The organism is Kitasatospora sp. NPDC004240 (genome assembly GCF_053603215.1).
Genome location: NZ_JBSGFD010000072.1, coordinates 1 through 24,347 on the forward strand (window position 1 = coordinate 1; position 24,347 = coordinate 24,347).

Here is a 24,347-nt window from a genome sequence, read left to right on the forward strand (position 1 = left end):
CGCAGCGTTCGGACGCGGACCTGACGTTCTTCGGGGCGGCGGCGAAGTGCTACGCGTCGGACGCGGCGATGGAGATCACCACGGACGCGGTGCAGCTGCTGGGCGGGTACGGGTACACCCGGGACTACCCGCTGGAGCGGATGATGCGGGACGCGAAGATCACCCAGATCTACGAGGGCACCAACCAGATCCAGCGCATCGTGATGGCCCGCAACCTCCCGTAGCGCGCCCGCCGTTCGGCTGTTCGAAGCCGGTGCTATGTTCCGGGGAATGAGCGAGAAGGAAGAACAGGACCAGCCCATGAACGACGGGCCGTCGAAGCCGGCCATGCGCGAGGCGCTGGTCGCGGCCGCCTTCGAGCTCTTCCTGGAACGCGGTTTCGAGCAGACGACGATCGACGACATCGTCTCCCTCGCCGGGGTCGGCCGCCGCTCCTTCTTCCGCTACTTCCCGGCCAAGGAGGACGTGGTCTTCCCCGACCACGAGCGCAGCCTCGCCGAGATGACGGAGTTCCTGGAGTCCGGCACCGGCGAGGAGGACCCGGTCAAGCACGCCTGCGACGCCGCCCGCCTGGTCCTGCGGATGTACGCCGAGCAGCCGTCCTTCTCCGTCCAGCGCTACCGGCTCACCCGCAAGGTCCCCGGCCTGCGCGCGTACGAGCTGTCGGTGGTCTGGCGGTACGAGCACACCCTCGCGCACTACCTGCGCGGCCGCTTCGAGGAGCGGCCGGACGGCCCGCTGCGGGCCGACGTCATCGCGGCCGCCGTGGTCTCGGCGCACAACCACGCGCTGCGGACCTGGCTGCGGACCGGCGGGGAGAGCGACTGGGTGGCGGAGGTGGACGCCGCGATGGCGTTCGTCACCGGCACCTGGAGCGACCGGACCGAGGAGGACCGGGCGGACGAGGACGGCGACGACGTCGTGGTGCTGGTCGCCAGCCGCCGGGCGCCGCTGTGGCGGATGGTCCAGGGCATCGAGAGTGCCCTCGGGGAGAGCCGGCCCGTCGGCTGACGGGCCAGGTCTTCCCCAGGGCGGCGGTGGGGCCCGGATCCCGTACGAGGGGATCCGGGCCCCACGCGTTCCCCGGGCCGTGCCCTCCTCACCCGGACGGCGCAACAAGGGGCCGGACGCGCCGAGCGGGGGCCCGGGGTTGCCGGGCACCGCACCGCCCGCCGGGTGAGACTCGGTCCGATGAGCGGGGGCGGGACGGCGCCCGCGCCGACCGACCGCGGGGAGCGCGCATGCCCGAGCAGCCGAGGACCGGACCCGCCGGCAACCCTCAGGTGGGCGAGCTGCTGCTGAGCAAGGGCTATCTGGGGCTGCTGCTGATCGCCGGGCTGGTCGGCATCCCGGTGTCGCTGGTCGCCTTCGGCTTCGTCGGGCTGGAGCACCAGCTCCAGCACTGGATCTGGGAGAGCCTGCCGAACGCCGCCGGCTACGACGAGGCGCCCTGGTGGTGGCCGCTGCCCACGCTGCTGCTCGCCGGCCTGCTGACCGCACCGGTGATCGTCTACCTGCCGGGCCGCGGCGGCCACGTCCCGGTGGACGGTCTCGGCGGCCCGCCCACCCCGCCGAAGGCCGTCCCAGGGGTGATCCTGGCCGCGCTCGCCTGTCTGCCGCTCGGCGCGGCGCTCGGCCCGGAGGCACCGCTGATGGCGATGGGCGGCGGGCTGGCCCTGCTGGCCGTGACCTCCGCCCGGCGGGCCAGTACGCCGCAGCTGGCACCGGTGCTGGCGGCGGCGGGCTCCTCGGCGGCGATCTCCACCATCTTCGGGAACCCGCTGGTCGCCGCCGTGATGATGATCGAGGCCGCCGGGCTCGGCGGGCCCCAGCTGGTCGCGCTGATCCTGCCCTGCTTGCTGGCCAGCGGCGTCGGCGCGCTGGTCTTCACCGGCTTCGGCACCTGGACCGGACTGAGCATCGGCGCCCTCTCGCTGCCCCAGGTGCCGAAGGCCGGCGCCCCCGACCCCGGCGACTTCGTCTGGGGCATCCCGATGGCGATCCTGGTCACCGTGGTCTGCGTGGCCGGCCGCCGGCTCGGCCGGGTGACCAAGGGCTTCACCGACGGGCAGCCGCCGGGCCGGACCATCGTCCGCATCGTGCTCTGCGCGCTCGCGGTCGCCGTCTGCCAGATCGCCTACGCGCTGACCACCGGCCGCTCGCCGGTGGAGGACGCGCTCTCCGGGCAGATCACCCTCGCCGAACTGGCCGCCGACCCCGCCGCCTGGCCGACCGGCGCGCTCATCGCGCTGGCGGTGTTCAAGGCGGCGGCCTGGGGCTTCTCGCTCGGCAGCCTCCGCGGTGGTCCGATCTTCCCGGCGATCCTGATCGGCGGGGCGATCGGGGTGGCCTGCGGTCCGCTGCCGGGTCTCGGCACCGGCCCGGGCCTGGCCACCGGGCTCGCCGCGTCGGCCGCGGCCGTCACCCGGCTGCCGGTGACCAGCGCCGTCCTGGCCGCCGCCCTGATGGGCGTGGACGCGCCGGAGACCATGCCCCTGATCATCGTCTCCGTGGTCATCGCCTTCATCACCGGCGAGTTCCTCCAGCGCCGCCGCGCCCGGGCCGACGAGGCGGCCCGGGCGCGCGCCGGGGCGTCACCGGGGTGAAAATCACCCGTTCGAGTGGGTTAGGCATGCGTCCCACCCGTACCGGGCAGCCTCCGGCGCATGACCACCGCATCCCCGCGCGAGCACGGCCGCGATCACCGGAACCCGCACGACCACCGGGGCCGTCGCCCTCGTCGCCACCGCCCGCGCCGCGGTCCCGCCGCCCCGGCGGCGGCCACCCCGACACCCGCCCCGGCCGCACCCGCCCCGGTGCCCGCGGGCTGCTGCCCCACCTCCACCACCCGGCACCGCACCCTCGGCGGCACCGTCGTCCAGACCCGCTGGCACCAGCCGACCTGCCCGGTCTGGACGGCGCGTTGACCGCCCACCGCCGCTCCACCGCGGGCCCACCGCCGACCCGCTGAGGGCCCGTGAGGGTTCACTGAGGGCTCGTCACCCCCACCGCAGGGCGAGCGTGCCGTCCGCCGCGGCGTCGACCCGGGTACCGAAATCGCGGCCGACCCGGTCGAGCACCGCCCGCAGCCACGCGCGGTCCTCCTCCGGGGCGCGCCACAGCCGCATCCGCCGGGCCCGCAGCGGCACCATCCGGACGTCGGACAGCGCCCCGGTGCCCCGCTCCACCGTGACGAGGTAGAGCAGCCGCAGGTCGTCCCGGTACTCCTCGTAGCCCCGGATGCCCTCGTAGTCGTCCACCAGGTCGCCGCAGCCGTACAGGACCGGCCGCCCGCGGTAGACCTCGATCGGCCGCGGATGGTGGGACGAGTGCCCGTGCACCACGTCGACGCCCCCGTCGACCAGCGCGTGGGCGAAACGGACCTGGGCCCGGGGCACCCGGTAGCCCCAGTTGGATCCCCAGTGGACCGACACGACCACCACGTCGCCCGGCCGCCGCACCCGGCGCACCTGCTCGACGACCCGCGCGGCGTCGGCCGCCGAGGCCTCCGACACCAGGTGGACGCCGCCGCGCCCCGCCTCCGCGGCCCACCCGGGCGGGATCCCGCTGGACGCCGTCCCCAGCGCGAGCACGACCACCCGCCCGCCGCCCGCCAACGGCACCGGGGCCGGCCGCCGTGCCGCGGCCAGGTCCACCCCGGCCCCCACGGCGACCAGCCCGGCGGCGTCCAGCGCGTCCAGGGTGTCCGCCAGCCCCCGGCGGCCGAAGTCCAGGACGTGGTTGTTGGCGAGCACGCAGACGTCGGGCCGCACCGCCGCCAGGCACGGCAGGTTGGCCGGGTTCATCCGGTAGTGCACGGCCTTGCCCGGCGCGAAGTCGCCGCCGAGGGTCACGGCCGTCTCCAGGTTCAGCACCCGGACGTCGACCCCGGCCGCCTCGATCAGCCCCAGCGCCTCGCCCCACGGCCACGCGAAGTCCACCGGCCAGCCGATCGGCCCGTTCACCGCCTCCGCCGCCGTCACGTACCCGAGCGCGTCCCGGACCGACTCCTCCCGCAACCCGCTCTCCCCGGGCCACGGCAGGATCCGGTCCACCCCGCGGCCGAGCATCACGTCACCGCAGAGCAACAGCCGCACCGGCCCGCCGTCCACCCTCCCAACGTAGGTCCTGGCCGGGTTCCGGGCGCGAACTACCCTGGTCCCGTGAACGAGAACCTTCCTCCGTGCCCGCAGTGCTCCGGCGAGTACACCTATGAGATGAACGCCCTGATGGTCTGCCCCGAGTGCGGCCACGAGTGGGACCCCGCCGCGGCCGGCGCGAGCGGCGCGGCCGCCGCGGGCGAGCGGGTGATCAAGGACGCGGTGGGCAACGTCCTGGCCGACGGCGACACGGTGACCGTGATCAAGGCCCTGAAGGTCAAGGGCAGCGCCTCGGGCATCAAGGCCGGCACCAAGGTGCGCAACATCCGCCTGGTCGACGGCGTCGACGGCCATGACATCGACTGCCGCGTCGAGGGCTTCGGCGCGATGCAGCTCAAGTCGAGCGTGGTCAAGAAGGCCTGACCGGGAGCGCCCCGGCCTGTCGGCCGCCCGGTCCGCCCTGCGGGCCGGGCGCCCTCGGCGGGCCGCACGGGCGCGCACAACGCGAAATGCGGGCCGGGATTTCTCCCGACCCGCATTCTCTGTGTCCGAGGGGGGACTTGAACCCCCACGCCCGATAAAGGGCACTAGCACCTCAAGCTAGCGCGTCTGCCATTCCGCCACCCGGACGGGGTGTGTGCTCCGGGGCTTTCCTGTTCCCCTCGGCGACAGAGAGAACATTACCAGGGTTCTGGAGTGCTTCTCACCTGCGTTTCTCCCGGCCTTTCCGGAGGGGGGAGGGCCAGGTGAGGAGCGGGGCCGGCGGGAAGGGAAGTGGTGGTTCCGGTGAACGTTCCGGTCGGGTTGGGGGTGCGGGGCGATCCGGTTCGGTCGGGAGTGGTCCGACACGGGCAAGTTGTCGACGGTACGGCGGTGGCGGGGGTTGCTCTCCTAGCCTCGGTGGACCGAGGGAGCGCCGAGGGATCGCCCGGGGAGCCTTGAGCGGAGCGTCTGGTCCCCACGGTCGCGGACGGAAGGGCGGCTGGGACGTGGAGCAGTTCAGCGGGGCGGCCGAGGCCGTCCGGAGACGGCCGGACGGTCCGGGCGAGGGTGTGTGGCGGTTCGCCGAGCCGGTGGAGCAGGCGTCGGTGCCGCGGACCAGGCACGCGGTGCGGGACCGGCTGCTGGCGCAGGGCATGGCCGGCGTGCGGTACCAGGAGCTGGTGGACGACGTTCTGCTGATCGTCTCGGAGCTGGTGGGCAACGCGGTCACGCACGCCGCCGACAAGTCGCCCCGGGTCACCACGGAGCTGATCATCACGGACGGCTGGGTGCGGGTGTCGGTCGAGGACGGCGACCCGTACCGGCCGAAGGCGCAGGAGACCGACACCGGCCGGACCGGCGGGCGCGGGCTGCTGCTGGTGAAGAGCGTGACCCTGCAGGCCGGCGGGGTGTGCGACGTGGAACGGACGGGGGAGGGCGGCAAGGTCATCTGGGCCTCGCTGCCCGTCCCCCTGCCCACCCGCCGGTAGCGGGCGGCCACCGGCGGTGGGAGCGGCCACCGATGGAGAGAGCGGCTACCAGTCGTTGCCGGCGATCTCGCGGATGCCCGGCAGGGCCGCCTCGAAGACGGTCTCGAACCACACCGAGAAGGGCCGCTCGGCGCGCAGCTCGCGCAGCTCCTCCGCGCTGACGAAGGCGAAGTCGTCCACCTCCTGCGGCTCCGGCCGGACCGGGGCGGTGACCAGGCCGACGAAGAGGTGGTTCCACTCGCGCTCGATCAGGCCGGAGGCCTCGTCGGGCAGGTCGTAGCGGACGGTGCCGGCCTCGCAGAGCAGCGCGGGGGCGACGCCCAGCTCCTCGCCGGTGCGGCGGGCGGCCGCGACGAACGGCGGCTCGTCGGGGTAGGGGTGGCCGCAGCAGGTGTTGGACCAGACGCCCGGGGAGTGGTACTTGCCGAGCGCCCGGCGCTGGAGCAGCAGCCGGCCCTGGCGGTCGAAGAGGAACACCGAGAAGGCGCGGTGCAGCCGGCCGGGCTGCTGGTGGGCCCAGAGCTTCTCGGCGGTGCCGATGGTGTTGCCCTCGTCGTCGACCAGCTCCAGCAGGATCTCGCCGGCGGTGGAGGAGCCGGCCGCGCCCGGGTCGGCCGTCACATCCGTCTCCACGTCGAGACCGGTGTCGATCTCGGAGGTGAAGTGGTCGGGGTCGGTCGGCAGGCTCTGCTGCGGCATGAGGCCTCTTTCGGGAGCGGCTGGATCACCGGTGCCGCCGGGCCCCGCGGGCTCCGGCGACTGCGGGCTCCAGTCTGCCGTATGGGTGGGGGACCGTACGGGTCCGACGCACAACGGGGCGGATCATGACGATTCCCGGCCGATTCCGGGCGTTGGATTAGCAGGAATGTTCGGGATCCGTTCGGGATCCGTTCGAGAAGCTCCGGCAGAGTGCCCCACACCAAGCCGACAGCGTGCCCCACGCCCCGCCCACGCCCGAGATCCCCGCCCAAGGCCACCCCGCCCCGCACCCCTCACCGGCACCCGCGACCACCCCCGGCCGCGTTCGGGCCGGTCGCCGAGGTCGCCTACCATCACATACGACACGGTGCCCGCATCTGCGGGGCCATCGGCGCGCCACCCCGGCACACCCGGGCGACGAGCGCGGCGAGCTCTCAGCACGACGGATCAGGAGCCACCACATGATCGGCCTCGTTCTGGCAGCCGGCGCCGGCCGCCGGCTGCGCCCGTACACCGACACGCTGCCCAAGGCGCTGGTGCCGGTCGACGGGGAACGGACCGTCCTGGACCTCACGCTGGGGAACTTCGCCGAGGTCGGGCTGCGCGAGGCCGCGATCGTGGTCGGCTACCGCAAGGAGGCCGTGTACGACCGCAAGGAGGCCCTGGAGCGCGAGTACGGCGTCCGGCTGACCCTGGTCGAGAACGACCGCGCCGAGGAGTGGAACAACGCCTACTCCCTGTGGTGCGCGCGTGACCTCTTCGCCGAGGGCCTGCTGCTGGCGAACGGCGACACCGTCCACCCGGCCTCCGTCCAGCGCACGATGCTGGAGGGCAACCGCGCCCTCATCGAGGCCGGCCGGGCCCCGGGCGTGCTGCTCGCCCTGGACACCGTGAAGAAGCTCGCCGACGAGGAGATGAAGGTCGTCGTCGACCCCGCCCTCGGCGTGCGCCGCATCACCAAGCTGATGGACCCGGCCGAGGCGACCGGCGAGTACATCGGCGTCACCGTGATCAACCCGTCCGCCGCCGAGGACCTCACCTCCGCCCTGCGCGCCACCTACGAGCGCGACCCGCAGCTGTACTACGAGGACGGCTACCAGGAGATGGTCGACCGCGGCCTGCGCGTCGACGTCCAGCCGATCGGCGAGGTCTCCTGGGTCGAGGTCGACAACCACGAGGACCTGGCCCGGGCGCGGGAGATCGCGTGCCAGTACTGACCCGGCTCGTCCCCTCCCCGCTCTTCGCCGAGATCCGCCCCGGGGCGCTGGACTCGCTGGCCGGCATCCTCGCCGACCAGCGGCTCTCGGCCGCCGGGCGGATCGCGGTGGCGATCAGCAACGGCTCCGGCACGGTGCTGCGCCGCCGCCTGGAGCCGGCCCTGCCGGGCGCCGACTGGTTCAACGTCGACGACGGCGGCCTCGACAGCGCGGTACGGCTGGCGGACGCGATGCGCGGCGGGCACTACGACGCCGTGGTGGGCCTCGGCGGCGGCAAGGTCATCGACGTGGCCAAGTACGCTGCCGCGCGGGTGGGCCTGCCGATCGTCGCGGTGGCCACCAACCTCGCCCACGACGGCATCTGCTCGCCGGTCTCCACCCTCGACAACGACGCCGGCCGGGGTTCCTACGGGGTGCCCGGCCCGATCGGGGTCCTGGTCGACCTGGACGTGGTCCGCGAGGCGCCGCCGCGCTTCGTCGCGTCCGGCGTCGGCGACGTCCTCTCCAACATCTCGGCCTGCGCGGACTGGGAGCTGTCCCACCGCGAGACCGGCGAACCGGTGGACGGACTGGCCGTCGCGATGGCCCGGACGGCGGGCGAGAACGTGCTGCGCCACCCGGGCTCCCTGCAGGACCAGGACCTCCTTACGGCCCTGGCGGAAGCCCTGGTACTGTCCGGCATCGCGATGAACATCGCCGGCAGCACCAGACCCTCGTCCGGTGCCTGCCACGAGATCTCGCATGCCCTGGACGTGCTGTATCCCAAGCGGTCCGCCCAGCACGGCGAGCAGGTCGGCCTCGGGGCCGCCTTCGCCAGCTTCCTGCGGGGCGAGCGTGAGCTGACCGGTCTGATCGTGGAGTGCCTGGCACGCCACGGCCTGCCGGTGACCGCGGCTCAGATCGGCTTCACCGAGGCGGAGTTCACCGACGCGGTGCACTACGCCCCGAACACCCGCCCGGGCCGCTTCACCATTCTTGAGCACCTCGACCTCTCCCCATCAGCAATCAGGGACGCGTACGCCGACTATGTCCAAGCCGTCAACAGCTGACCCCTCCGCCCAGGGCACGACCGGGGGCCCGACCCGGCCCCCGGTGGACCTCACCCGCCGCCCCTCCATCGAGGAGCTGCGCGCGGTCATCCACCCCGAGGGCATGCTCCAGCGCCGCAGCGCCGAGCACTGGGCGGGCCGCCTCTACATGCGGAAGATCTCGCTGCGGATCACCCGTGTGCTCTCCACCATGACGGCGATCACGCCCAACGGCCTGACCTACCTGATGATGTTCACCGGCATCCTCGCCGGTGCCGCCCTGGTCGTCCCGGGTCTGGCCGGTGCGGTCCTGGGCGCCCTGCTCATCCAGGTCTACCTGCTGCTGGACTGCGTGGACGGCGAGGTCGCCCGCTGGCGCCGGCAGACCTCGCTGACCGGTGTCTACCTGGACCGGGTCGGCCACTACATGTCCGAGGCGGCCCTGCTGACCGGCCTCGGCCTGCGCGCCACCGACCTGCTGCACCGCGAGGGCGGCGGCTCGCACTGGGAGTGGGCCTTCCTCGGCACGCTCGCCGCGCTGGGCGCCATCCTGATCAAGTCCGAGACCGACCTGGTGGACGTGGCCCGCGCCCGCAGCGGCCTGACCGCGGTCGAGGACAGCGCCTCGGTGCCGCGCTCCTCCTCGGTGGCCAAGGCCCGCCGGGCGGCCTCCTTCCTCAAGTTCCACCGGCTGGTGGGCGCGGTCGAGGCCTCGCTGTTCATCCTGGCCGCCGGGGTCGCGGACGCCGTCCAGGGCGGGCTGTTCTTCACCCGCCTCGCGGTGGTCGTGCTGGCCGCGATCGCCATGCTGCAGACCGTGCTGCACCTGCTGAGCATCGTCCTCTCCAGCAGGCTGCGATGAGTACCGCGACGGACCGCGCGGCGGACACCTTCCGCCTCGGTGCGGTGATCATCACCATGGGCAACCGTCCGGCCGAGCTGAACGCCCTGATCGACTCCGTCCGCGCCCAGGAGGGCCCGGAGATCGCGCTCGCGGTGGTCGGCAACGGCGCCCCGCTGCCCCCGCTGCCGGACGGCGTGCGCGCCCTGGCGCTGCCGGAGAACCTCGGCATCCCGGGTGGCCGCAACGTCGGCATCGAGCTGTTCGGCAAGGACGGCCGGGACGTCGACGCGGTCCTGTTCCTGGACGACGACGGCTGTCTGCCGGGCACCGACTCGGGCCGGCTGCTGCGCGAGGCCTTCACCGCCGACCCGGGGCTGGGCATCGTCAGCTTCCGGATCGCCGACCCGGACACCGGGGTCACCCAGCGCCGGCACGTCCCCCGGCTGCGGGCCAGCGACCCGCTGCGCTCCTCCCGGGTGACCACCTTCCTGGGCGGCGCCAGCGCGGTGCGCTGCACGGTGTTCGAGGAGGCCGGGCAGCTGCCCGCCGAGTTCTTCTACGCGCACGAGGAGACCGACCTCGCCTGGCGCGCGCTGGACGCCGGCTGGTCGATCGACTACCGCGCCGACGTGGTGCTGCACCACCCGACCACCTCGCCCGCCCGGCACGCCACGTACTTCCACAACGTGGCCCGGAACCGGGTGTGGCTCGCACGACGGAACCTTCCGGCCCCTCTCGTGCCTCTCTATCTGGGAACCTGGTTCCTGCTGACCCTGGCCCGCCGCCCCTCCCCGGAGGCGCTGAAGGCCTGGTGGGGCGGGTTCCGGGCGGGCTGGCGCGAGCCCTGCGGTGCGCGTCGGCCCATGCGATGGCGTACCGTGTGGCGACTGACCAGACTGGGCCGACCACCGATCATCTGAGCGAACCGGCGACGGTGATCGAAGGCGTCGGCACGCCCTGCCGGGTCCCCGACCCGGCCGGGCGGCCGACCGGTCACCACGGTCACCCGATCGCAGCGGCCGGTGGTCCTCCACCGGCCGGACTCCCCCCGTGATCCCAGTGGATCGCCTCGGCGCAAAGGCCGGCGGACCCCCCTCCGACCGGCGGCCCGAGAGGTCCCGCGTGAAGGACGAATGTGTCGACAGTGAGTGAACCCGTCAGCCTCTCAGCCCCGAGGGGGGCTGACGCGGGCCTGACCCCGAAGCAGCTTGCGGACAAGTACGGCCTGGCGGTCAGCGGCAGAAGGCCCGGCCTGTTCGCCTACACCAAGCAGCTCTGGGCCCGCCGCCACTTCATCTGGGCGTTCGCCACCGCCCGCCTGGTGGCGCAGTACACGGACGCCAAGCTCGGCCAGCTGTGGCAGGTCGTCACCCCGCTGCTGAACTGCGCGGTGTTCTACCTGGTCTTCGGCATGATCCTCCGGAGCAAGGACAACTTCCCCGAGGGCACCTACGTCGCCTGGCTCTGCATCGGCGTCTTCGTCTTCCAGTTCACCCAGAACGCGGTGCAGTCCGGCACCCGGGCGATCTCCGACAACCTCGGGCTGATCCGCGCGCTGCACTTCCCCCGTGCCTCGCTGCCGATCGCCTTCACCGTGATCCAGCTCCAGCAGCTGCTGATCTCGATGGTGGTGCTGGTCGGCGTCGTCCTGGCCGCCGGCATCGAGCCGGGCGTGACCTGGCTGGCGGTGCTCCCGGTCCTGATCCTGCAGTCGATGTTCAACACGGGGATCGCCCTGGTGATGGCCCGGATCGGCGCCAAGACCAGTGACATCTCCCAGCTGATCCCGTTCGCGATGCGGGCCTGGATGTTCCTGTCCGGCGTGATGTTCAGCATCCAGGACAAGATCAACGGCTGGCCGCCGTTCTGGCAGAAGGTGATGGAGCTCAACCCCGCCTCGGTCTACATGGACCTGATGCGCCACGCCCTCGCCCCGGTCATCTACAACCCGCACATGGCCCAGCACCAGCAGTTCCCGCCGCACCAGTGGCTGTACGGCATCAGCTGGGCGGTCGGCATGTTCGTCATCGGTTTCGTCTTCTTCTGGAAGGCTGAGGAGGAGTACGGCCGTGGCTGACATCGACCTGAGCAAGGACCTGGGGCTCCACGACGCGGACGTCGCCCGCGAGCCCACCGTGGTCGTCGACGACGTGCACATCGTCTACCGGGTGCACGGCGCCGGCTCCGGCAAGGGCAGCGCCACCTCGGCGATGAGCCGGATCCTCAGCCGCAAGCGCGGCTCCGGCGTGCGCGAGGTGCACGCCGTGCGCGGCATCAGCTTCACCGCGTACAAGGGCGAGGCGATCGGCCTCATCGGCTCGAACGGCTCCGGCAAGTCGACCATGCTGGCGGCCATCGCCGGCCTGCTGCCGACCGAGAAGGGCGGCATCTACACCAACGGCCAGCCCTCGCTGCTCGGCGTCAACGCCGCGCTGATGAACGAGCTGACCGGTGAGCGCAACGTGGTCCTCGGCTGCCTGGCGATGGGGATGACCCCGGCCCAGGTGCGGGAGCGCTACCAGGACATCGTCGACTTCTCGGGCATCAACGAGAAGGGCGACTTCATCTCGCTGCCGATGCGCACCTACTCCTCCGGCATGGGCGCCCGCCTGCGGTTCTCCATCGCGGCGGCCAAGACCCACGACGTGCTGCTGATCGACGAGGCGCTGGCCACCGGCGACCAGGCGTTCCAGCAGCGCAGCAAGGAGCGGATCAACGAGCTGCGCAAGGCCGCGGGTACGGTCTTCCTGGTCAGCCACGACAACAACTCGATCCGCGAGGTCTGCGAGCGGACCATCTGGATCGAGGCCGGCGAGCTGATCATGGACGGCCCGACCGAGGAGGTCGTCGGCCGCTACGAGCGCGGAGAGCGCCCGTAACACCACCCTGTGGGGCCTCGTACGGAGGGCCGGTACCGGGAGACCCGGTACCGGCCCTCCGGCCGTTCGGGTGCCCCCGCCCGTACCCCGGGTGGCCCGCCGCTGGGCGGGTGAGCGCCCCCGCGCGCCGGGCGGGGCACCCTTCTCCGGCGCGGACGGTGGTGTCAGGCTGAAAGCGGGGGAGCGGTGTGCCGGACGTGGCGGCCGGATTCGGACGCGCGTCCGAGTCGGAGCGGTGCAGCAGAGCGGTGTAGAACGGGGGAGTGACAGCAGTGTCGGCTTCGGCCCAGCCCAGTGCCCATCCAGATCCAGAGCCCGCGGACCGCACGGCGGGGATGACGCTGGAGAAGGCGGCTGCGGAGAACTTCCCGGTCGCCCCGTTCTTCCTGCCCGCCGCCTGGCGCGACGACCTGATGGCCGTCTACGGTTTCGCCCGCCTGGTGGACGACGCGGGCGACGGGGACCTCGCCGACCCGGAGGGCGCCGCCCGCCTGCTCGGCGTACCCGAAGAGCTGATCATCACCCCATCGGCCGAACGCACCCCGACGGAGGAGACCGCCTTCCGGCTCGCCCTCCTGGACGCCCTGGAGGGCGACCTCGACCGGGTCTTCGAGCGGGCCCTGAGCCCCGCCGCCGAGGGCCCCCGCCACCCGCTGATGCGCGCCCTGGTCGGCCCCGTCGACCGGTGCGGGCTCACCCCGGAGCCGTTCCGGCGCCTGATCGAGGCCAACCGGGTCGACCAGGGCACCGCCCGCTACGCCACGTACGACGACCTGATCGGCTACTGCACGCTCTCCGCCGACCCGGTCGGGCGGCTGGTGCTGGCCATCGCCGGGCAGGCCACCCCCGACCGGATCGAGCTCTCCGACCGGATCTGCAGCGCCCTCCAGGTGGTCGAGCACCTCCAGGACGTCGCCGAGGACCTCGCCCGCGGCCGGATCTACCTGCCCGCCGAGGACCTCGCCCGGTTCGGGGTCACCGAGGAGGACCTCGCCGCCCCGAGCGCCGACGGCCCGGTCCGCGAGCTGATCGCCTTCGAGGTCCGCCGTGCCCGCACCCTGCTCGACCGGGGCGCACCTTTGGTGGGTACGGTTCGGGGGAGGCTTCGACTGCTCCTGGCGGGATTCACCGCGGGCGGCTACGCGGCCCTGTCGGCCATCGAGGCCGCCGGGTACGACGTGCTCGCCCAGCAGGCGAAGCCGGACAAGCGCCGCCTCGCAGCGAAGGCGGCGGCAATCTTCGCGAAGGGAAGGTGAACGCCCGAGTGGCGGCATCACCACTGGCCTCGGCGCAGGTCATGGCGGCGTACCGGTACTGCGAGGCAGTGACCGGCCTCCAGGCCCGCAACTTCAGCTACGGCATCCGTCTGCTGCCGGAGCCCAAGCGGCTCGCCATGTCGGCCCTGTACGCGCTCGCCCGCCGGGTCGACGACATCGGGGACGGCGACCTGCCGGACGACCGCAAGGCCGAGGCACTGCTGCGCACCCGCGATCTGCTGGACGAGATCCGGGCCGGCTCGGTCGCCGAGGACGACACCGACCCGATCAAGGTCGCACTGGCGGACGCGGCCCGGCGCTTCCCGATCCCGCTCGGCGGCTTCGACGAGCTGATCGACGGCGTCGAGATGGACCTCAAGGGCGCCGAGTACCAGACGTACGAGGAGCTCAAGGTCTACTGCCGCTGCGTGGCCGGCGCCATCGGCCGGCTCTCGCTCGGCGTGTACGGCTGCCAGGACCCGGAGCTCGGCGCGCGGTACGCGGACACCCTCGGCCTGGCGCTCCAGCTCACCAACATCCTGCGCGACCTGCGCGAGGACGCCCTGAACGGGCGCACCTACCTGCCCACCGAGGACCTGACGCGGTTCGGCTGCGAGCAGGGCTTCGCGCTGTCCAGGCCCCCGGCCGGCGCCGACTTCACCGGCCTGGTCGCCTTCGAGGCCGCCCGGGCCCAGGCCGCCTTCGAGGAGGGCCTGCGGCTGCTGCCGCTACTCGACCGCCGCAGCCGCGCCTGCACCGCCGCGATGGCGGGCATCTACCACCGGCTGCTCGGCCGGATCGCCGCCGACCCAGGGTCGGTACTGCGCGGCCGGGTCTCCCTGCCGGGCTGGGAGAAGGCGTACGTGGCGCTTTCCGGGCTCGCCGGGGGGCGTTCTTGATTCTCACCGCACTTCTGTCACGCTGTGTCAGCGGGGAATCACTCATGGCCGGAGCCGTGCTGACCTCGACGTCGACCAACACCGTGCGGCACACCGAACACGAGGGGGAGGACCGATGACCGGGCGAGCCGACGCCGCGCGCCCGGCCGCCGTCGTGGTCGGCGGAGGTCTGGCCGGCATCACCGCCGCCCTGCGCCTGGCCGAGGCCGACCACCGGGTCACCCTGGTCGAGGGCCGCCCCCGGCTGGGCGGCCTGGCCTTCTCCTTCCGGCGCGGCGAGCTGACCGTCGACAACGGCCAGCACGTGTACCTGCGCTGCTGCACCGCCTACCGGGGGCTGCTGGAGCGGCTCGGCGCGGACCGCCCGGCCGACCTCCAGGAGCGCCTGGACGTCCCCGTCCTCGACGTGGCCGGCCCGCCGGCGGCGCCCGTACGGACCCTCGGACGGCTGCGCCGCGACGCCCTGCCCGTCCCGCTGCACCTGGCCCGCAGCCTCGCCGGGTACCCGCACCTCGGCCCGGCCGACCGGGCCCGGGTGGTGCGCGGCGCGCTCGCCCTGAACCGGCTGGACCTCGCCGACCCGGCGCTGGACGCCCTCTCCTTCGGCGACTGGCTGCGCCGCAACGGCCAGAACGCGCGCACCATCGCCGCCCTGTGGGACCTCGTCGGCGTCGCCACCCTGAACGCCCGCGCCGACCAGGTCTCGCTGGCGCTGGCCGCCATGGTGTTCAAGACCGGGCTGCTCTCCGACCCGGGCGCTTCCGACATCGGCGTCGCCGGCGTGCCGCTCGGCCGGATCCATCACGACGCGGCCCTCGCCGAGCTGGAGCGGGCCGGGGTGCGGGTGCTGCTGCGGGCCCGCGCCGCCGGGCTCAAGCCGGCCACGCCGCAGCACGCCGTGCTGCTGGAGGGCGGCGAGCTGCTGGCCGCCGACACCGTGGTGCTGGCCGGCGCCCAGGACACCGCGGCGGCCCTGCTGCCGTCCGACGCGCTCGACGGTCCGCACCGGCCCGCCGACCTGGGCACCGCGCCGATCCTCAACGTCCACGTGATCTACGACCGCACGGTGCTGCGCCGCCCGTTCTTCGCCGCCCTCGGCTCGCCCGTCCAGTGGGTCTTCGACCGCACCGCGCACTCCGGCCTGGCCGGTACCGCGCTCGGCGCGGCCCACCCCGGCGCGCAGTACCTGGCGCTCTCCCAGTCGGCCGTCCAGGACGAGATCGACCTGCCGGTGGCCGAGCTGCGCCGCCGCTACCTGCCCGAGCTCGCCCGGCTGCTCCCGGCCGCCGCCGGCGCCGAGGTGCTGGACTTCTTCGTCACCCGCGAGCGCACCGCCACCTTCGACCCGGCCCCGGGCACGGCGGCGCTGCGCCCAGGGCCCCGCACCCGGGTGCCGGGCCTGCTGCTGGCCGGCGCGTGGACGGCCACCGGCTGGCCCGCGACCATGGAGGGCGCCGTGCGCAGCGGCCACGCCGCCGCCGACGCCGCCCTCGCCGCGGGCGGCCTGCGCCGGCCGGTGGACCGGGGTGACGGACGGTGGCCACGGTGACCGCCCCCGCCGACCCCGCCAGAGCCCCCGGCCGCAGACCCGGCCGCCCCGCGGGCCGCACCGACATCGCAACCGCCCGGCCGTCCGGCACGGCCCGGCACCACCAGGGAGAGGGAACGCACGTGGAGTCACGCACCGGCACTGCCGTCGGAGGAACGGCGCACGCCGAACCGGTCTCGGTGCCGGAGCTGCTCGCCCGCGCCCGTACGCTCTGCACCCCGCCGCTGCGCGCGGCCGTCGCCCGTCTGGCGGCACCGATGGACACCGTCGCGGCCTACCACTTCGGCTGGATCGACCGGGACGGCACCCCGACCAGGGGGGACGGCGGCAAGGCCGTCCGCCCGGCGCTGGCCCTGCTGTCGGCCCAGGCCGCCGGCGCGCCGCCCGAGGTGGGCGTTCCCGGCGGCGTCTCCGTTGAACTGGTGCACAACTTCTCCCTGCTCCATGATGATCTGATGGACGGTGACGAGACCCGACGGCACCGGGCCACCGCCTGGACGGTCTTCGGTCCGGCCCAGGCGATCCTGGTGGGCGACGCGCTGGCGACGCTCGGTACGGAGGTGCTGCTCGACGCCGGGGTGACCGGCGGGGCGAGCGCCGCCGACGCCGCGCGTGCCGTCCGCCTGATCACCACCGCCACCCGCAAGCTCATCGACGGCCAGGCGATGGACGTCGCCTTCGAACAGCGCGACACCGTGACCGTCAACGAGTGCCTGGTGATGGAGGGCGGCAAGACCGGCGCCCTGCTCGCCGCGGCCTCCGCGATCGGCGCGGTGCTGGCCGGCGCCGACGACCGGACCTCCGACGCCCTCCAGCGCTACGGCCACCACCTCGGCCTGGCCTTCCAGGCCGTCGACGACCTGCTCGGCATCTGGGGCGCCACCGAGGTCACCGGCAAGCCGCACTGGGGCGACCTGCGCCAGCGCAAGAAGTCCCTGCCGGTCGCCGCCGCGCTCGCCGAGGGCGGCAGCGCCTCCCGCCGGCTCGCGGAGCAGCTGGCCGACCCGAAGGGCCGCGGCGAGGAGAGCGAGCCCGAACTCGCCGCCCGCGCCGCGCTGATCGAGGAGGCCGGCGGCCGCGACTGGACCCGTGAGGAGGCCCGCCGCCAGCACAGCACTGCCCTCGCCGCCCTGGACGAGGTCCCCATGCCCGACGCGGTGCGCGAGCACTTCGTCGCACTCGCCGAATTCGTGGTGGTACGAGAGAGGTGACGTTACGTTGACAGCAACCGCGAACGGCCGGCTCGACCCTGAGTACGATCCCGAGCCGGTCGCGGTGGGCGACCGCCCGACCCACACCGGAGACGGACAGCACACGGCGCAACCCCGCTCCGCCGAGGCGGCGCTGGCCCGCGCCAGCACCCACCTGCTCTCCCTGCAGAGCTCCGAGGGGTGGTGGAAGGGCGACCTGGAGACCAACGTCACCATGGACGCCGAGGACCTCTTACTGCGGGAGTTCCTCGGCATCCGGACGGCCGAGCTGACCAAGGCCACCGCCGAGTGGATCCGCTCCCAGCAACGGGAGGACGGCACCTGGTCGACCTTCCACGGCGGTCCGCCCGAGCTGTCGACCACCGTCGAGGCGTACGTCGCGCTCCGGCTCGCCGGTGACGAGCCGGGCGACCCGCACATGCTGGCCGCCGCCTCCTACGTCCGGGCGGCGGGCGGCATCGCGGCGGCCCGGGTGTTCACCCGGATCTGGCTGGCCCTCTTCGGCTGGTGGCCCTGGGAGCGGCTGCCGGAGATGCCGCCCGAGATCATCTTCCTGCCCAAGTGGCTCCCGCTGAACATCTACGCCTTCGGCTGCTGGGCCCGGCAGACCATCGTGCCGCTGACCATCGTCTCGGCCCACCGCCCGGTGCACCGGGCGCCGTTCCCCCTCACCGAGCTGCACACCGACCCCGCGGACCCCTACCCCGTGCGCCCGCTCGCCCCGGCCACCACCTGGGACGGGCTGTTCGAACGGCTCGACAAGGTGCTGCACGCCTACCACCGCCGCGCGCTGCGCCCGCTGCGCCGGCTGGCCGTCGCCCAGGCCTGCCGGTGGATCGTCGAACGCCAGGAGGCCGACGGCTGCTGGGGCGGCATCCAGCCGCCCGCCGTCTACTCGCTGATCGCCCTGTACCTGGAGGGCTACGAGCTGGACCACCCGGTGATGCGGGCGGGCCTGGCCTCCTTCGACGGCTTCACCGTGCACACCGAGGACGGCCGGCGCTGGATGGAGGCCTGTCAGTCCCCGGTCTGGGACACCTGCCTGGCCACCGTCGCGCTGGTCGACGCCGGAGTGCCGGCCGACCACCCGGCCCTGGTCTCCGCCGTCGACTGGATGCTCGCCGAGGAGATCACCCGGCACGGCGACTGGTCCGTCCGGCGCCCCGGACTCGCCCCCGGCGGCTGGGCGTTCGAGTTCGAGAACGACACCTACCCCGACATCGACGACACCGCCGAGGTGGTGCTCGCGCTGCGCCGGGTCGCCCACCCGGACCCGGCCAAGGTGGCCGGCGCGGTCGCCCGGGGCGTCGAGTGGAACCTCGGCATGCAGTCCAAGAACGGCGCCTGGGGCGCCTTCGACGTCGACAACACCAGCACCCTGCCCAACAAGCTGCCGTTCTGCGACTTCGGCGAGGTGGTCGACCCGCCGTCGGCCGACGTCACCGCCCACGTCGTGGAGATGCTGGCCGAGGTCGGCAAGGCCCGCGACCCGCGCACCCGCCGGGGCGTGGAGTGGCTGCTGCGCAACCAGGAGGCGGACGGCTCCTGGTTCGGTCGCTGGGGCACCAACTACATCTACGGCACCGGCTCGGTGCTCCCCGCCCTGGTCGCGACCGGCGTGCCCGCCGAGCACCCCGCGATCCGCCGCGCCGTGCACTGGCTGGAGGACCGCCAGAACCCGGACGGCGGCTGGGGCGAGGACATGCGCTCCTACGAGGACCCCGAGCAGTGGGCCGGGCGCGGCGAGTCCACCGCCTCGCAGACCGCGTGGGCGCTGATGGCGCTGCTCGCGGCCGGCGAGGGCCCCGACGGCCGGGCCAACCCGGCCGTGGAGCGCGGCGTCGACTGGCTGGTCCGCACCCAGCTGCCCGAGGGCACCTGGGACGAACCACAGTTCACCGGCACCGGGTTCCCCTGGGACTTCTCCATCAACTACCACCTCTACCGCCTGGTCTTCCCCATCACCGCCCTCGGCCGCTACCTGCACGGCGCCCCCGGCACCGGCCGCGGCGCCGTCGGCGGCCCGGCGATCGGGGCGGCCCGATGAACCCTGCCCCGCTGCTGGTGCTCTGCGCCCTGGGCCCCGAGGTGTGGGCCCTGCGCGGCGGCGACTGGCGCGGCGCGGCCGGCGGCCCGCCGGCCCTGGTCCGCACCGGCATGGGCCGGCCGCGGGCCGCGCGCACCGTACGACAGCTGCTGACCGCCGCCCCCGGCGGCTACGGCGCCGTCGTGGTGGCCGGCTTCGGGGCCGCCGTGGCGCCCGGGATGAGCCCGGGCGACGTCATCGTCGCCGACGGGGTGCGCGACGCCGAGGGCAACCTCTTCCCGGTCCACTCCGGACCGGCGCTCACCCTGGCCCTGCGCGCCCGCGGGCTGCGCGCCCACACCGGCGTGCACCACACCGCCGACCACGTGGTGCGCGGGCTCGAACGGCGGGCCCTGCACCTGCAGGGCGCGCTCGCCGTCGACATGGAGGCCGCCGCCGTGCTGGCCGCCCTGCGCGAACTGCGCCCGGCACTGCCGTCGGCCGTCCTGCGGGTGGTCGTCGACACCCCCGAGCGCGAGCTGATCCGGCCCGGCACGCTGCCCGCCGGCCTGCGGGCCTGGCGGACCCTGCGGGCCACCGTCCCCGCCCTGGTCGCCTGGCACGGGGCACTCTCCGGACCTCCCGGCCCGACGGCCGGAACCTTCCACCACCCCACATCCTCGACGCTCCCCCAGGAGGCGAGCTAGCCATGGCCATGCCGTTGCGCCAGACCGTGCGGGTCGGCACCTACCTCATGCAGCAGAAGCTCCGGCGGCGGACGAAATTCCCCATCATCGTCGAACTGGAGCCCCTGTTCGCCTGCAACCTCGCCTGCGAGGGCTGCGGGAAGATCCAGCACCCGGCGGGCATCCTCAAGCAGCGCATGCCGGTCGCCCAGGCGGTCGGCGCGGTCCTGGAGTCGGGCGCGCCGATGGTCTCGATCGCCGGCGGCGAGCCGCTGATGCACCCGCAGATCGACGAGATCGTCCGGCAGCTGGTGGAGCGCCGCAAGTACGTCTTCCTCTGCACCAACGCGCTGCTGCTGCGCAAGAAGATCGACAAGTTCCGGCCCTCGCCGTACTTCACCTTCGCCGTGCACATCGACGGCATGCGCGAGCGGCACGACGAGTCGGTGGCCAAGGAGGGCACCTTCGACGAGGCGGTGGAGGCGATCAAGGAGGCCAAGCGGCGCGGCTTCCGGGTCACCACCAACAGCACCTTCTTCAACACCGACACCCCGGCGACCGTCATCGAGGTGCTGGACTACCTCAACGACGAGCTCAAGGTCGACGAGATGATGATCTCCCCGGCCTACGCCTACGAGAAGGCCCCCGACCAGGAGCACTTCCTCGGCGTCGACCAGACCCGCGAGCTCTTCCGCAAGTCCTTCGCCGGCGGCAACCGGAGCCGCTGGCGGCTCAACCACAGCCCGCTCTTCCTGGACTTCCTGGAGGGCAAGGCCGACTTCGAGTGCACCCCCTGGGGCATCCCCAACTACTCGCTGCTCGGCTGGCAGCGCCCCTGCTACCTGATGGCCGACGGCTACGTGGCGACCTACCGCGAGCTCATCGAGAAGACCGACTGGAGCAAGTACGGCCGCGGCAGGGACCCGCGCTGCGCCAACTGCATGGCGCACTGCGGCTACGAGCCCACGGCCGTGCTCGCCACCATGGGCTCGCTCAAGGAGTCGCTGCGCGCCCTCACCGAGACCATGGGCGCCAAGAAGGGCCGCTGACCGGCGCCCGCACCCGAGGTCCGGCACGGACCACGCGCCCGTGCCGGACCTCCCGGAGGGGGACCCGTCCGAGGGGGGCACCACCGCTCCGAGTCGTGAGGTGAACACATGTCACTGCTCTCCCGCGTGAAGACCCCGGCCGACCTGCGCAAACTCCCGGCCGCCGACCTCGCGCCACTCGCCGGAGAGATCCGCGAGTTCCTGATCGGCGCCGTCACCCGCACCGGCGGCCACCTGGGCCCCAACCTCGGCGTGGTGGAGCTCACCATCGCCCTGCACCGGGTCTTCGACTCCCCGTACGACCGGATCGTCTGGGACACCGGCCACCAGAGCTACGTCCACAAGCTCCTCACCGGACGGCAGGACTTCAGCCGGCTACGGGCCCGCGGCGGGCTTTCCGGCTACCCGTCCCGCGCCGAGTCCGAGCACGACCTGGTGGAGAACTCGCACGCCTCCACCGCCCTGTCGTACGCCGACGGGCTCGCCAAGGCCGCCCAGCTGCTCGGCCAGCACGACCGGCGGACCGTCGCGGTCATCGGCGACGGCGCGCTCACCGGAGGCCTCGCCTGGGAGGCGCTCAACAACATCGCCGACGCCGAGGACCGGCCGCTGGTCATCGTCGTCAACGACAACGAACGCTCCTACGCGAAGACCGTCGGCGGCCTCGCCCACCACCTCGCCACCCTGCGCACCACCCGCGGCTACGAACGCTTCCTCTCCTGGGGCAAGGGCGCCCTCCAACGCACCCCCGTCGTCGGCCAGCCGATCTTCGACGCGCTGCACGGTGCCAAGAAGGGCTTCAAGGACGCCTTCGCCCCGCAGGGCATGTTCGAGGACCTCGGCCTCAAGTACCTCGGCCCGATCGACGGCCACGACATCGCCGCCGTCGAACAGGCCCTGCGCCAGGCCCGCAACTTCGGCGGCCCGGTCATCGTGCACTGCCTCACCGTCAAGGGCCGCGGCTACCGGCCCGCCGAGCAGGACGAGGCCGACCGCTTCCACGCCGTCGGCCCGATCGACCCGTACACCTGCCTGCCCATCTCGCCCAGCGGCGGCACCTCCTGGACCTCGGTGTTCGGCGAGGAGATGCTCGCGATCGGCGCCGACCGGCCCGACGTGGTCGCCATCACCGCCGCCATGCTCCAGCCGGTCGGCCTCGCCAAGTTCGCCAAGGCGTACCCCGGGCGGATCTTCGACGTCGGCATCGCCGAGCAGCACGCCGTCACCAGCGCCGCGGGCCTCGCCACCGGCGGACTGCACCCCGTCGTCGCCGTGTACGCGACCTTCCTCAACCGCGCCTTCGACCAGGTGCTGATGGACGTCGCCCTGCACCGGCTGGGCGTCACCTTCGTCCTCGACCGCGCCGGGGTGACCGGGCCGGACGGCGCCTCCCACCACGGCATGTGGGACATGTCGATCCTCCAGGTCGTCCCCGGCCTGCGGCTGGCCGCCCCGCGCGACGCCGACCAGCTGCGCGCCCGGCTGCGCGAGGCCGTCGAGGTCGCCGACGCACCGACCGTCATCCGCTTCCCCAAGGCCGACATCGGTCCCGCCGTCCCCGCCGTCGACCGGATCGGCGGCACCGACGTGCTGCTGCGCAGCGGACCGGTGCCGGAGATCCTGCTGGTCGCCGTCGGCACCACCGCGCCGGCCTGCCTGGACGCCGCCGCGCTGCTGCTCGCCGAGGGCTTCACCACCACCGTCGTCGACCCCCGCTGGGTGAAGCCGGTCGACGCCTCGCTGCCCCGGCTGGCCGCCGAGCACCGCCTGGTCGTCACCGTCGAGGACAACGGCCGCACCGGCGGCGTCGGCGCGGCGATCGCCCAGGCCCTGCGCGACGCCGGGGTGGACACCCCGCTGCGGGTGCTCGGCATCCCGCAGGAGTTCCTCGCCCACGCCTCCCGCGGCGAGATCCTGGAGGAGACCGGGCTCACCGGCACCGGGGTCGCCGCCCAGACCGCGGCCTTCGCCAAGCACCTGCTACCGACCAGAGGAGCGGACCAGCGCCATGCCGGCTGACCCCGACAGCACCGAAGCCCGATTCGACCTCGCCGCGCTGCTCGCCGAACGCGGCGCCGAACGCTACGAGTTGCACAGCCGCCACCTCAATCCGCAGCTGCCCCGGATGCTGCGCACCATCGGGTTCGACAAGTACTACGAGCGCGCCGAGGGTCCCTACTTCTACGACGCCGAGGGCCACCAGTACCTGGACATGCTGGCCGGCTTCGGCATCTTCGCGCTCGGCCGCCACCACCCGGTGGTGCGCTCGGCCGTCCAGCAGGTGATGGACCTCGACCTGCCCGACCTGGTCCGCTTCGACTGCCCCACCCTGCCCGGACTGCTCGCCGAGCGGCTGCTCTCGTACACGCCCGGCCTCGACCGGGTCTTCTTCGGCAACAGCGGGACCGAGGCGGTGGAGACCGCGCTGAAGTTCGCCCGCTACGCCACCGGCCGGGGGCGGGTGCTCTACGCCGACCACGCCTTCCACGGGCTGACCACCGGTTCGCTGTCGGTCAACGGCGAGGCCGGGTTTCGCAAGGGCTTCGACCCGCTGCTGCCGGACACCGCGATCCCGCTCGGCGACCTCGGCGCACTGGCCAAGGAGCTCAAGAAGGGCGACGTCGCGGCGCTGATCGTCGAGCCGATCCAGGGCAAGGGCGTGCAGGCCGCCCCGCCCGGCTGGCTGCGCGCCGCCCAGGACCTGCTGCACGACCACAAGGCGCTGCTGATCTGCGACGAGGTGCAGACCGGCATCGGCCGCACCGGCGAGTTCTTCGCCTACCAGTACGAGGAGGGCCTGCTGCCCGACCTGGTCTGCGCGGCCAAGGCGCTCTCCGGCGGCTACGTGCCGATCGGCGCGACCATCGGCAAGGGCTGGATCTTCGAGAAGGTCTACTCCTCGATGGACCGCGTCCTGGTCCACTCGGCCAGCTTCGGCTCCAATGCCCAGGCGATGGCGGCCGGCCTGGCCACCCTCCAGGTGATGCGGGACGAGCGGGTGGTGGAGAACGCCCGCCGGGTCGGCGACCACTTCAAGGAGCGGCTGACCGCGCTGGTCGACAAGTACGAGCTGCTGGCGGAGGTCCGCGGCAGCGGTCTGATGATCGGCATCGAGTTCGGCCGGCCCAAGTCCCTCAAGCTGCGCACCGGGTGGACGGCGCTGCAGGCGGCCCGCAAGGGGCTGTTCGCCCAGATGGTGGTGGTCCCGCTGCTCCAGCGGCACCGGATCCTCACCCAGGTGTCCGGGGACCACCTGGAAGTGATCAAACTGATCCCGCCGCTGATCATCACCGAGCGGGACGTCGACCGCTTCATGGAGGCCTTCACCGATGTGATGGACGACGCCCACCGTGGCAGCGGACTGATGTGGGACTTCGGGCGGACGCTGGTGAAGCAGGCGGTCGGCAGCCGGTGAGCCTCGGGGGAGGGGAG

23 protein-coding genes and 1 tRNA gene are annotated in these 24,347 nt (G+C 73.4%); 21 read left to right on the forward strand and 3 right to left on the reverse strand.

The annotated features are described in order from the left end of the window. From ACWEQL_RS20680 to ACWEQL_RS20695, 4 genes are all read left to right on the forward strand, one after another. Nucleotides 1–224, forward strand: a 224-nt coding sequence (locus ACWEQL_RS20680; RefSeq protein ID WP_452151731.1) for an acyl-CoA dehydrogenase family protein, incomplete at its 5' end; no start/stop codon positions are given. Between the two features lie 103 nt (nucleotides 225–327). Then, the gene (locus ACWEQL_RS20685; RefSeq protein WP_452151763.1) at nucleotides 328–1,011 is read left to right on the forward strand and encodes a TetR family transcriptional regulator; all 684 of its coding nucleotides are present in this window, start codon (nucleotides 328–330) and stop codon (nucleotides 1,009–1,011) included. Nucleotides 1,012–1,241: 230 nt separating this feature from the next. After that, on the forward strand, nucleotides 1,242–2,606 hold the full coding sequence (locus ACWEQL_RS20690; protein WP_452151732.1) for a chloride channel protein: 1,365 nt from the start codon (nucleotides 1,242–1,244) through the stop codon (nucleotides 2,604–2,606). 60 nt (nucleotides 2,607–2,666) lie between these two features. Beyond that, entirely contained in the window at nucleotides 2,667–2,927 is a 261-nt protein-coding gene (locus ACWEQL_RS20695; RefSeq protein ID WP_452151733.1) for a hypothetical protein, read from the forward strand. A gap of 72 nt (nucleotides 2,928–2,999) precedes the next feature. Here the strand turns inward: ACWEQL_RS20695 and ACWEQL_RS20700 are convergent, their stop codons facing one another. Beyond that, nucleotides 3,000–4,112: a CapA family protein gene (locus tag ACWEQL_RS20700; protein WP_452151734.1), complete on the reverse strand. Its 1,113-nt coding sequence runs from the start codon at nucleotides 4,110–4,112 to the stop codon at nucleotides 3,000–3,002. A gap of 51 nt (nucleotides 4,113–4,163) precedes the next feature. On the opposite strand from ACWEQL_RS20700, the gene ACWEQL_RS20705 reads away from it, so the two are divergent. Then, nucleotides 4,164–4,523 carry a zinc ribbon domain-containing protein YjdM gene (locus tag ACWEQL_RS20705; protein ID WP_452151735.1) on the forward strand — a complete coding sequence of 120 codons (360 nt, stop codon included), beginning with the start codon at nucleotides 4,164–4,166 and terminating at the stop codon, nucleotides 4,521–4,523. Between the two features lie 122 nt (nucleotides 4,524–4,645). Here the strand turns inward: ACWEQL_RS20705 and ACWEQL_RS20710 are convergent. Further along, nucleotides 4,646–4,730, reverse strand: a tRNA-Leu gene (locus tag ACWEQL_RS20710). Nucleotides 4,731–5,089: 359 nt separating this feature from the next. On the opposite strand from ACWEQL_RS20710, the gene ACWEQL_RS20715 reads away from it, so the two are divergent. Further along, entirely contained in the window at nucleotides 5,090–5,572 is a 483-nt protein-coding gene (locus ACWEQL_RS20715) for an ATP-binding protein (RefSeq protein ID WP_452151736.1), read from the forward strand. A 45-nt stretch (nucleotides 5,573–5,617) separates the two neighbouring features. Here the strand turns inward: ACWEQL_RS20715 and idi are convergent, their stop codons facing one another. Next, nucleotides 5,618–6,271, reverse strand: a complete 654-nt coding sequence (gene idi / locus ACWEQL_RS20720) for an isopentenyl-diphosphate Delta-isomerase (protein ID WP_452151737.1) — start codon at nucleotides 6,269–6,271, stop codon at nucleotides 5,618–5,620. A 461-nt stretch (nucleotides 6,272–6,732) separates the two neighbouring features. On the opposite strand from idi, the gene ACWEQL_RS20725 reads away from it, so the two are divergent. From ACWEQL_RS20725 to ACWEQL_RS20795, 15 genes are all read left to right on the forward strand, one after another. Beyond that, on the forward strand, nucleotides 6,733–7,488 hold the full coding sequence (locus ACWEQL_RS20725) for a phosphocholine cytidylyltransferase family protein (protein ID WP_452151738.1): 756 nt from the start codon (nucleotides 6,733–6,735) through the stop codon (nucleotides 7,486–7,488). Next, a complete protein-coding gene (locus ACWEQL_RS20730) occupies nucleotides 7,476–8,537 on the forward strand; it encodes an iron-containing alcohol dehydrogenase family protein (protein ID WP_452151739.1) in 1,062 nt (353 codons plus the stop codon). The genes ACWEQL_RS20725 and ACWEQL_RS20730 overlap by 13 nt, the downstream gene beginning before the upstream one ends. Nucleotides 8,538–8,640: 103 nt before the next feature. Beyond that, nucleotides 8,641–9,378, forward strand: a complete 738-nt coding sequence (locus ACWEQL_RS20735) for a CDP-alcohol phosphatidyltransferase family protein (RefSeq protein ID WP_452151764.1) — start codon at nucleotides 8,641–8,643, stop codon at nucleotides 9,376–9,378. Continuing rightward, on the forward strand, nucleotides 9,375–10,280 hold the full coding sequence (locus tag ACWEQL_RS20740; protein WP_452151740.1) for a glycosyltransferase family 2 protein: 906 nt from the start codon (nucleotides 9,375–9,377) through the stop codon (nucleotides 10,278–10,280). Before ACWEQL_RS20735 ends, ACWEQL_RS20740 begins: the two co-directional genes overlap by 4 nt. A 215-nt stretch (nucleotides 10,281–10,495) precedes the next feature. Then, the gene (locus tag ACWEQL_RS20745; protein ID WP_452151741.1) at nucleotides 10,496–11,437 is read left to right on the forward strand and encodes an ABC transporter permease; all 942 of its coding nucleotides are present in this window, start codon (nucleotides 10,496–10,498) and stop codon (nucleotides 11,435–11,437) included. Nucleotide 11,438: 1 nt separating this feature from the next. Continuing rightward, nucleotides 11,439–12,239 (forward strand): ABC transporter ATP-binding protein, encoded by an 801-nt coding sequence (locus ACWEQL_RS20750; RefSeq protein WP_452151765.1) that lies wholly within the window; start codon nucleotides 11,439–11,441, stop codon nucleotides 12,237–12,239. 335 nt (nucleotides 12,240–12,574) lie between these two features. After that, nucleotides 12,575–13,495, forward strand: coding sequence for a squalene synthase HpnC (gene hpnC, locus ACWEQL_RS20755; RefSeq protein ID WP_452151742.1), 921 nt, complete (start codon nucleotides 12,575–12,577; stop codon nucleotides 13,493–13,495). A 41-nt stretch (nucleotides 13,496–13,536) separates the two neighbouring features. Beyond that, nucleotides 13,537–14,394 (forward strand): presqualene diphosphate synthase HpnD, encoded by an 858-nt coding sequence (hpnD, locus tag ACWEQL_RS20760; RefSeq protein ID WP_452151766.1) that lies wholly within the window; start codon nucleotides 13,537–13,539, stop codon nucleotides 14,392–14,394. Nucleotides 14,395–14,509: 115 nt separating this feature from the next. Next, nucleotides 14,510–15,943 carry a hydroxysqualene dehydroxylase HpnE gene (hpnE, locus tag ACWEQL_RS20765; RefSeq protein WP_452151743.1) on the forward strand — a complete coding sequence of 478 codons (1,434 nt, stop codon included), beginning with the start codon at nucleotides 14,510–14,512 and terminating at the stop codon, nucleotides 15,941–15,943. 122 nt (nucleotides 15,944–16,065) lie between these two features. Further along, a complete protein-coding gene (locus ACWEQL_RS20770; RefSeq protein ID WP_452151744.1) occupies nucleotides 16,066–17,154 on the forward strand; it encodes a polyprenyl synthetase family protein in 1,089 nt (362 codons plus the stop codon). Nucleotides 17,155–17,161: 7 nt separating this feature from the next. Further along, a complete protein-coding gene (gene shc / locus ACWEQL_RS20775; protein ID WP_452151745.1) occupies nucleotides 17,162–19,201 on the forward strand; it encodes a squalene--hopene cyclase in 2,040 nt (679 codons plus the stop codon). Further along, nucleotides 19,198–19,887, forward strand: coding sequence for a 5'-methylthioadenosine/S-adenosylhomocysteine nucleosidase family protein (locus tag ACWEQL_RS20780; RefSeq protein ID WP_452151746.1), 690 nt, complete (start codon nucleotides 19,198–19,200; stop codon nucleotides 19,885–19,887). The genes shc and ACWEQL_RS20780 overlap by 4 nt, the downstream gene beginning before the upstream one ends. A gap of 2 nt (nucleotides 19,888–19,889) precedes the next feature. Further along, a complete protein-coding gene (gene hpnH / locus ACWEQL_RS20785) occupies nucleotides 19,890–20,915 on the forward strand; it encodes an adenosyl-hopene transferase HpnH (protein WP_452151747.1) in 1,026 nt (341 codons plus the stop codon). Between the two features lie 108 nt (nucleotides 20,916–21,023). Further along, complete coding sequence (dxs, locus tag ACWEQL_RS20790) at nucleotides 21,024–22,934, forward strand: 1-deoxy-D-xylulose-5-phosphate synthase (RefSeq protein WP_452151748.1); 1,911 nt, start codon at nucleotides 21,024–21,026, stop codon at nucleotides 22,932–22,934. Next, nucleotides 22,924–24,330 (forward strand): aspartate aminotransferase family protein, encoded by a 1,407-nt coding sequence (locus tag ACWEQL_RS20795; protein ID WP_452151749.1) that lies wholly within the window; start codon nucleotides 22,924–22,926, stop codon nucleotides 24,328–24,330. Before dxs ends, ACWEQL_RS20795 begins: the two co-directional genes overlap by 11 nt. The last annotated feature ends 17 nt before the right edge of the window (nucleotides 24,331–24,347 follow it).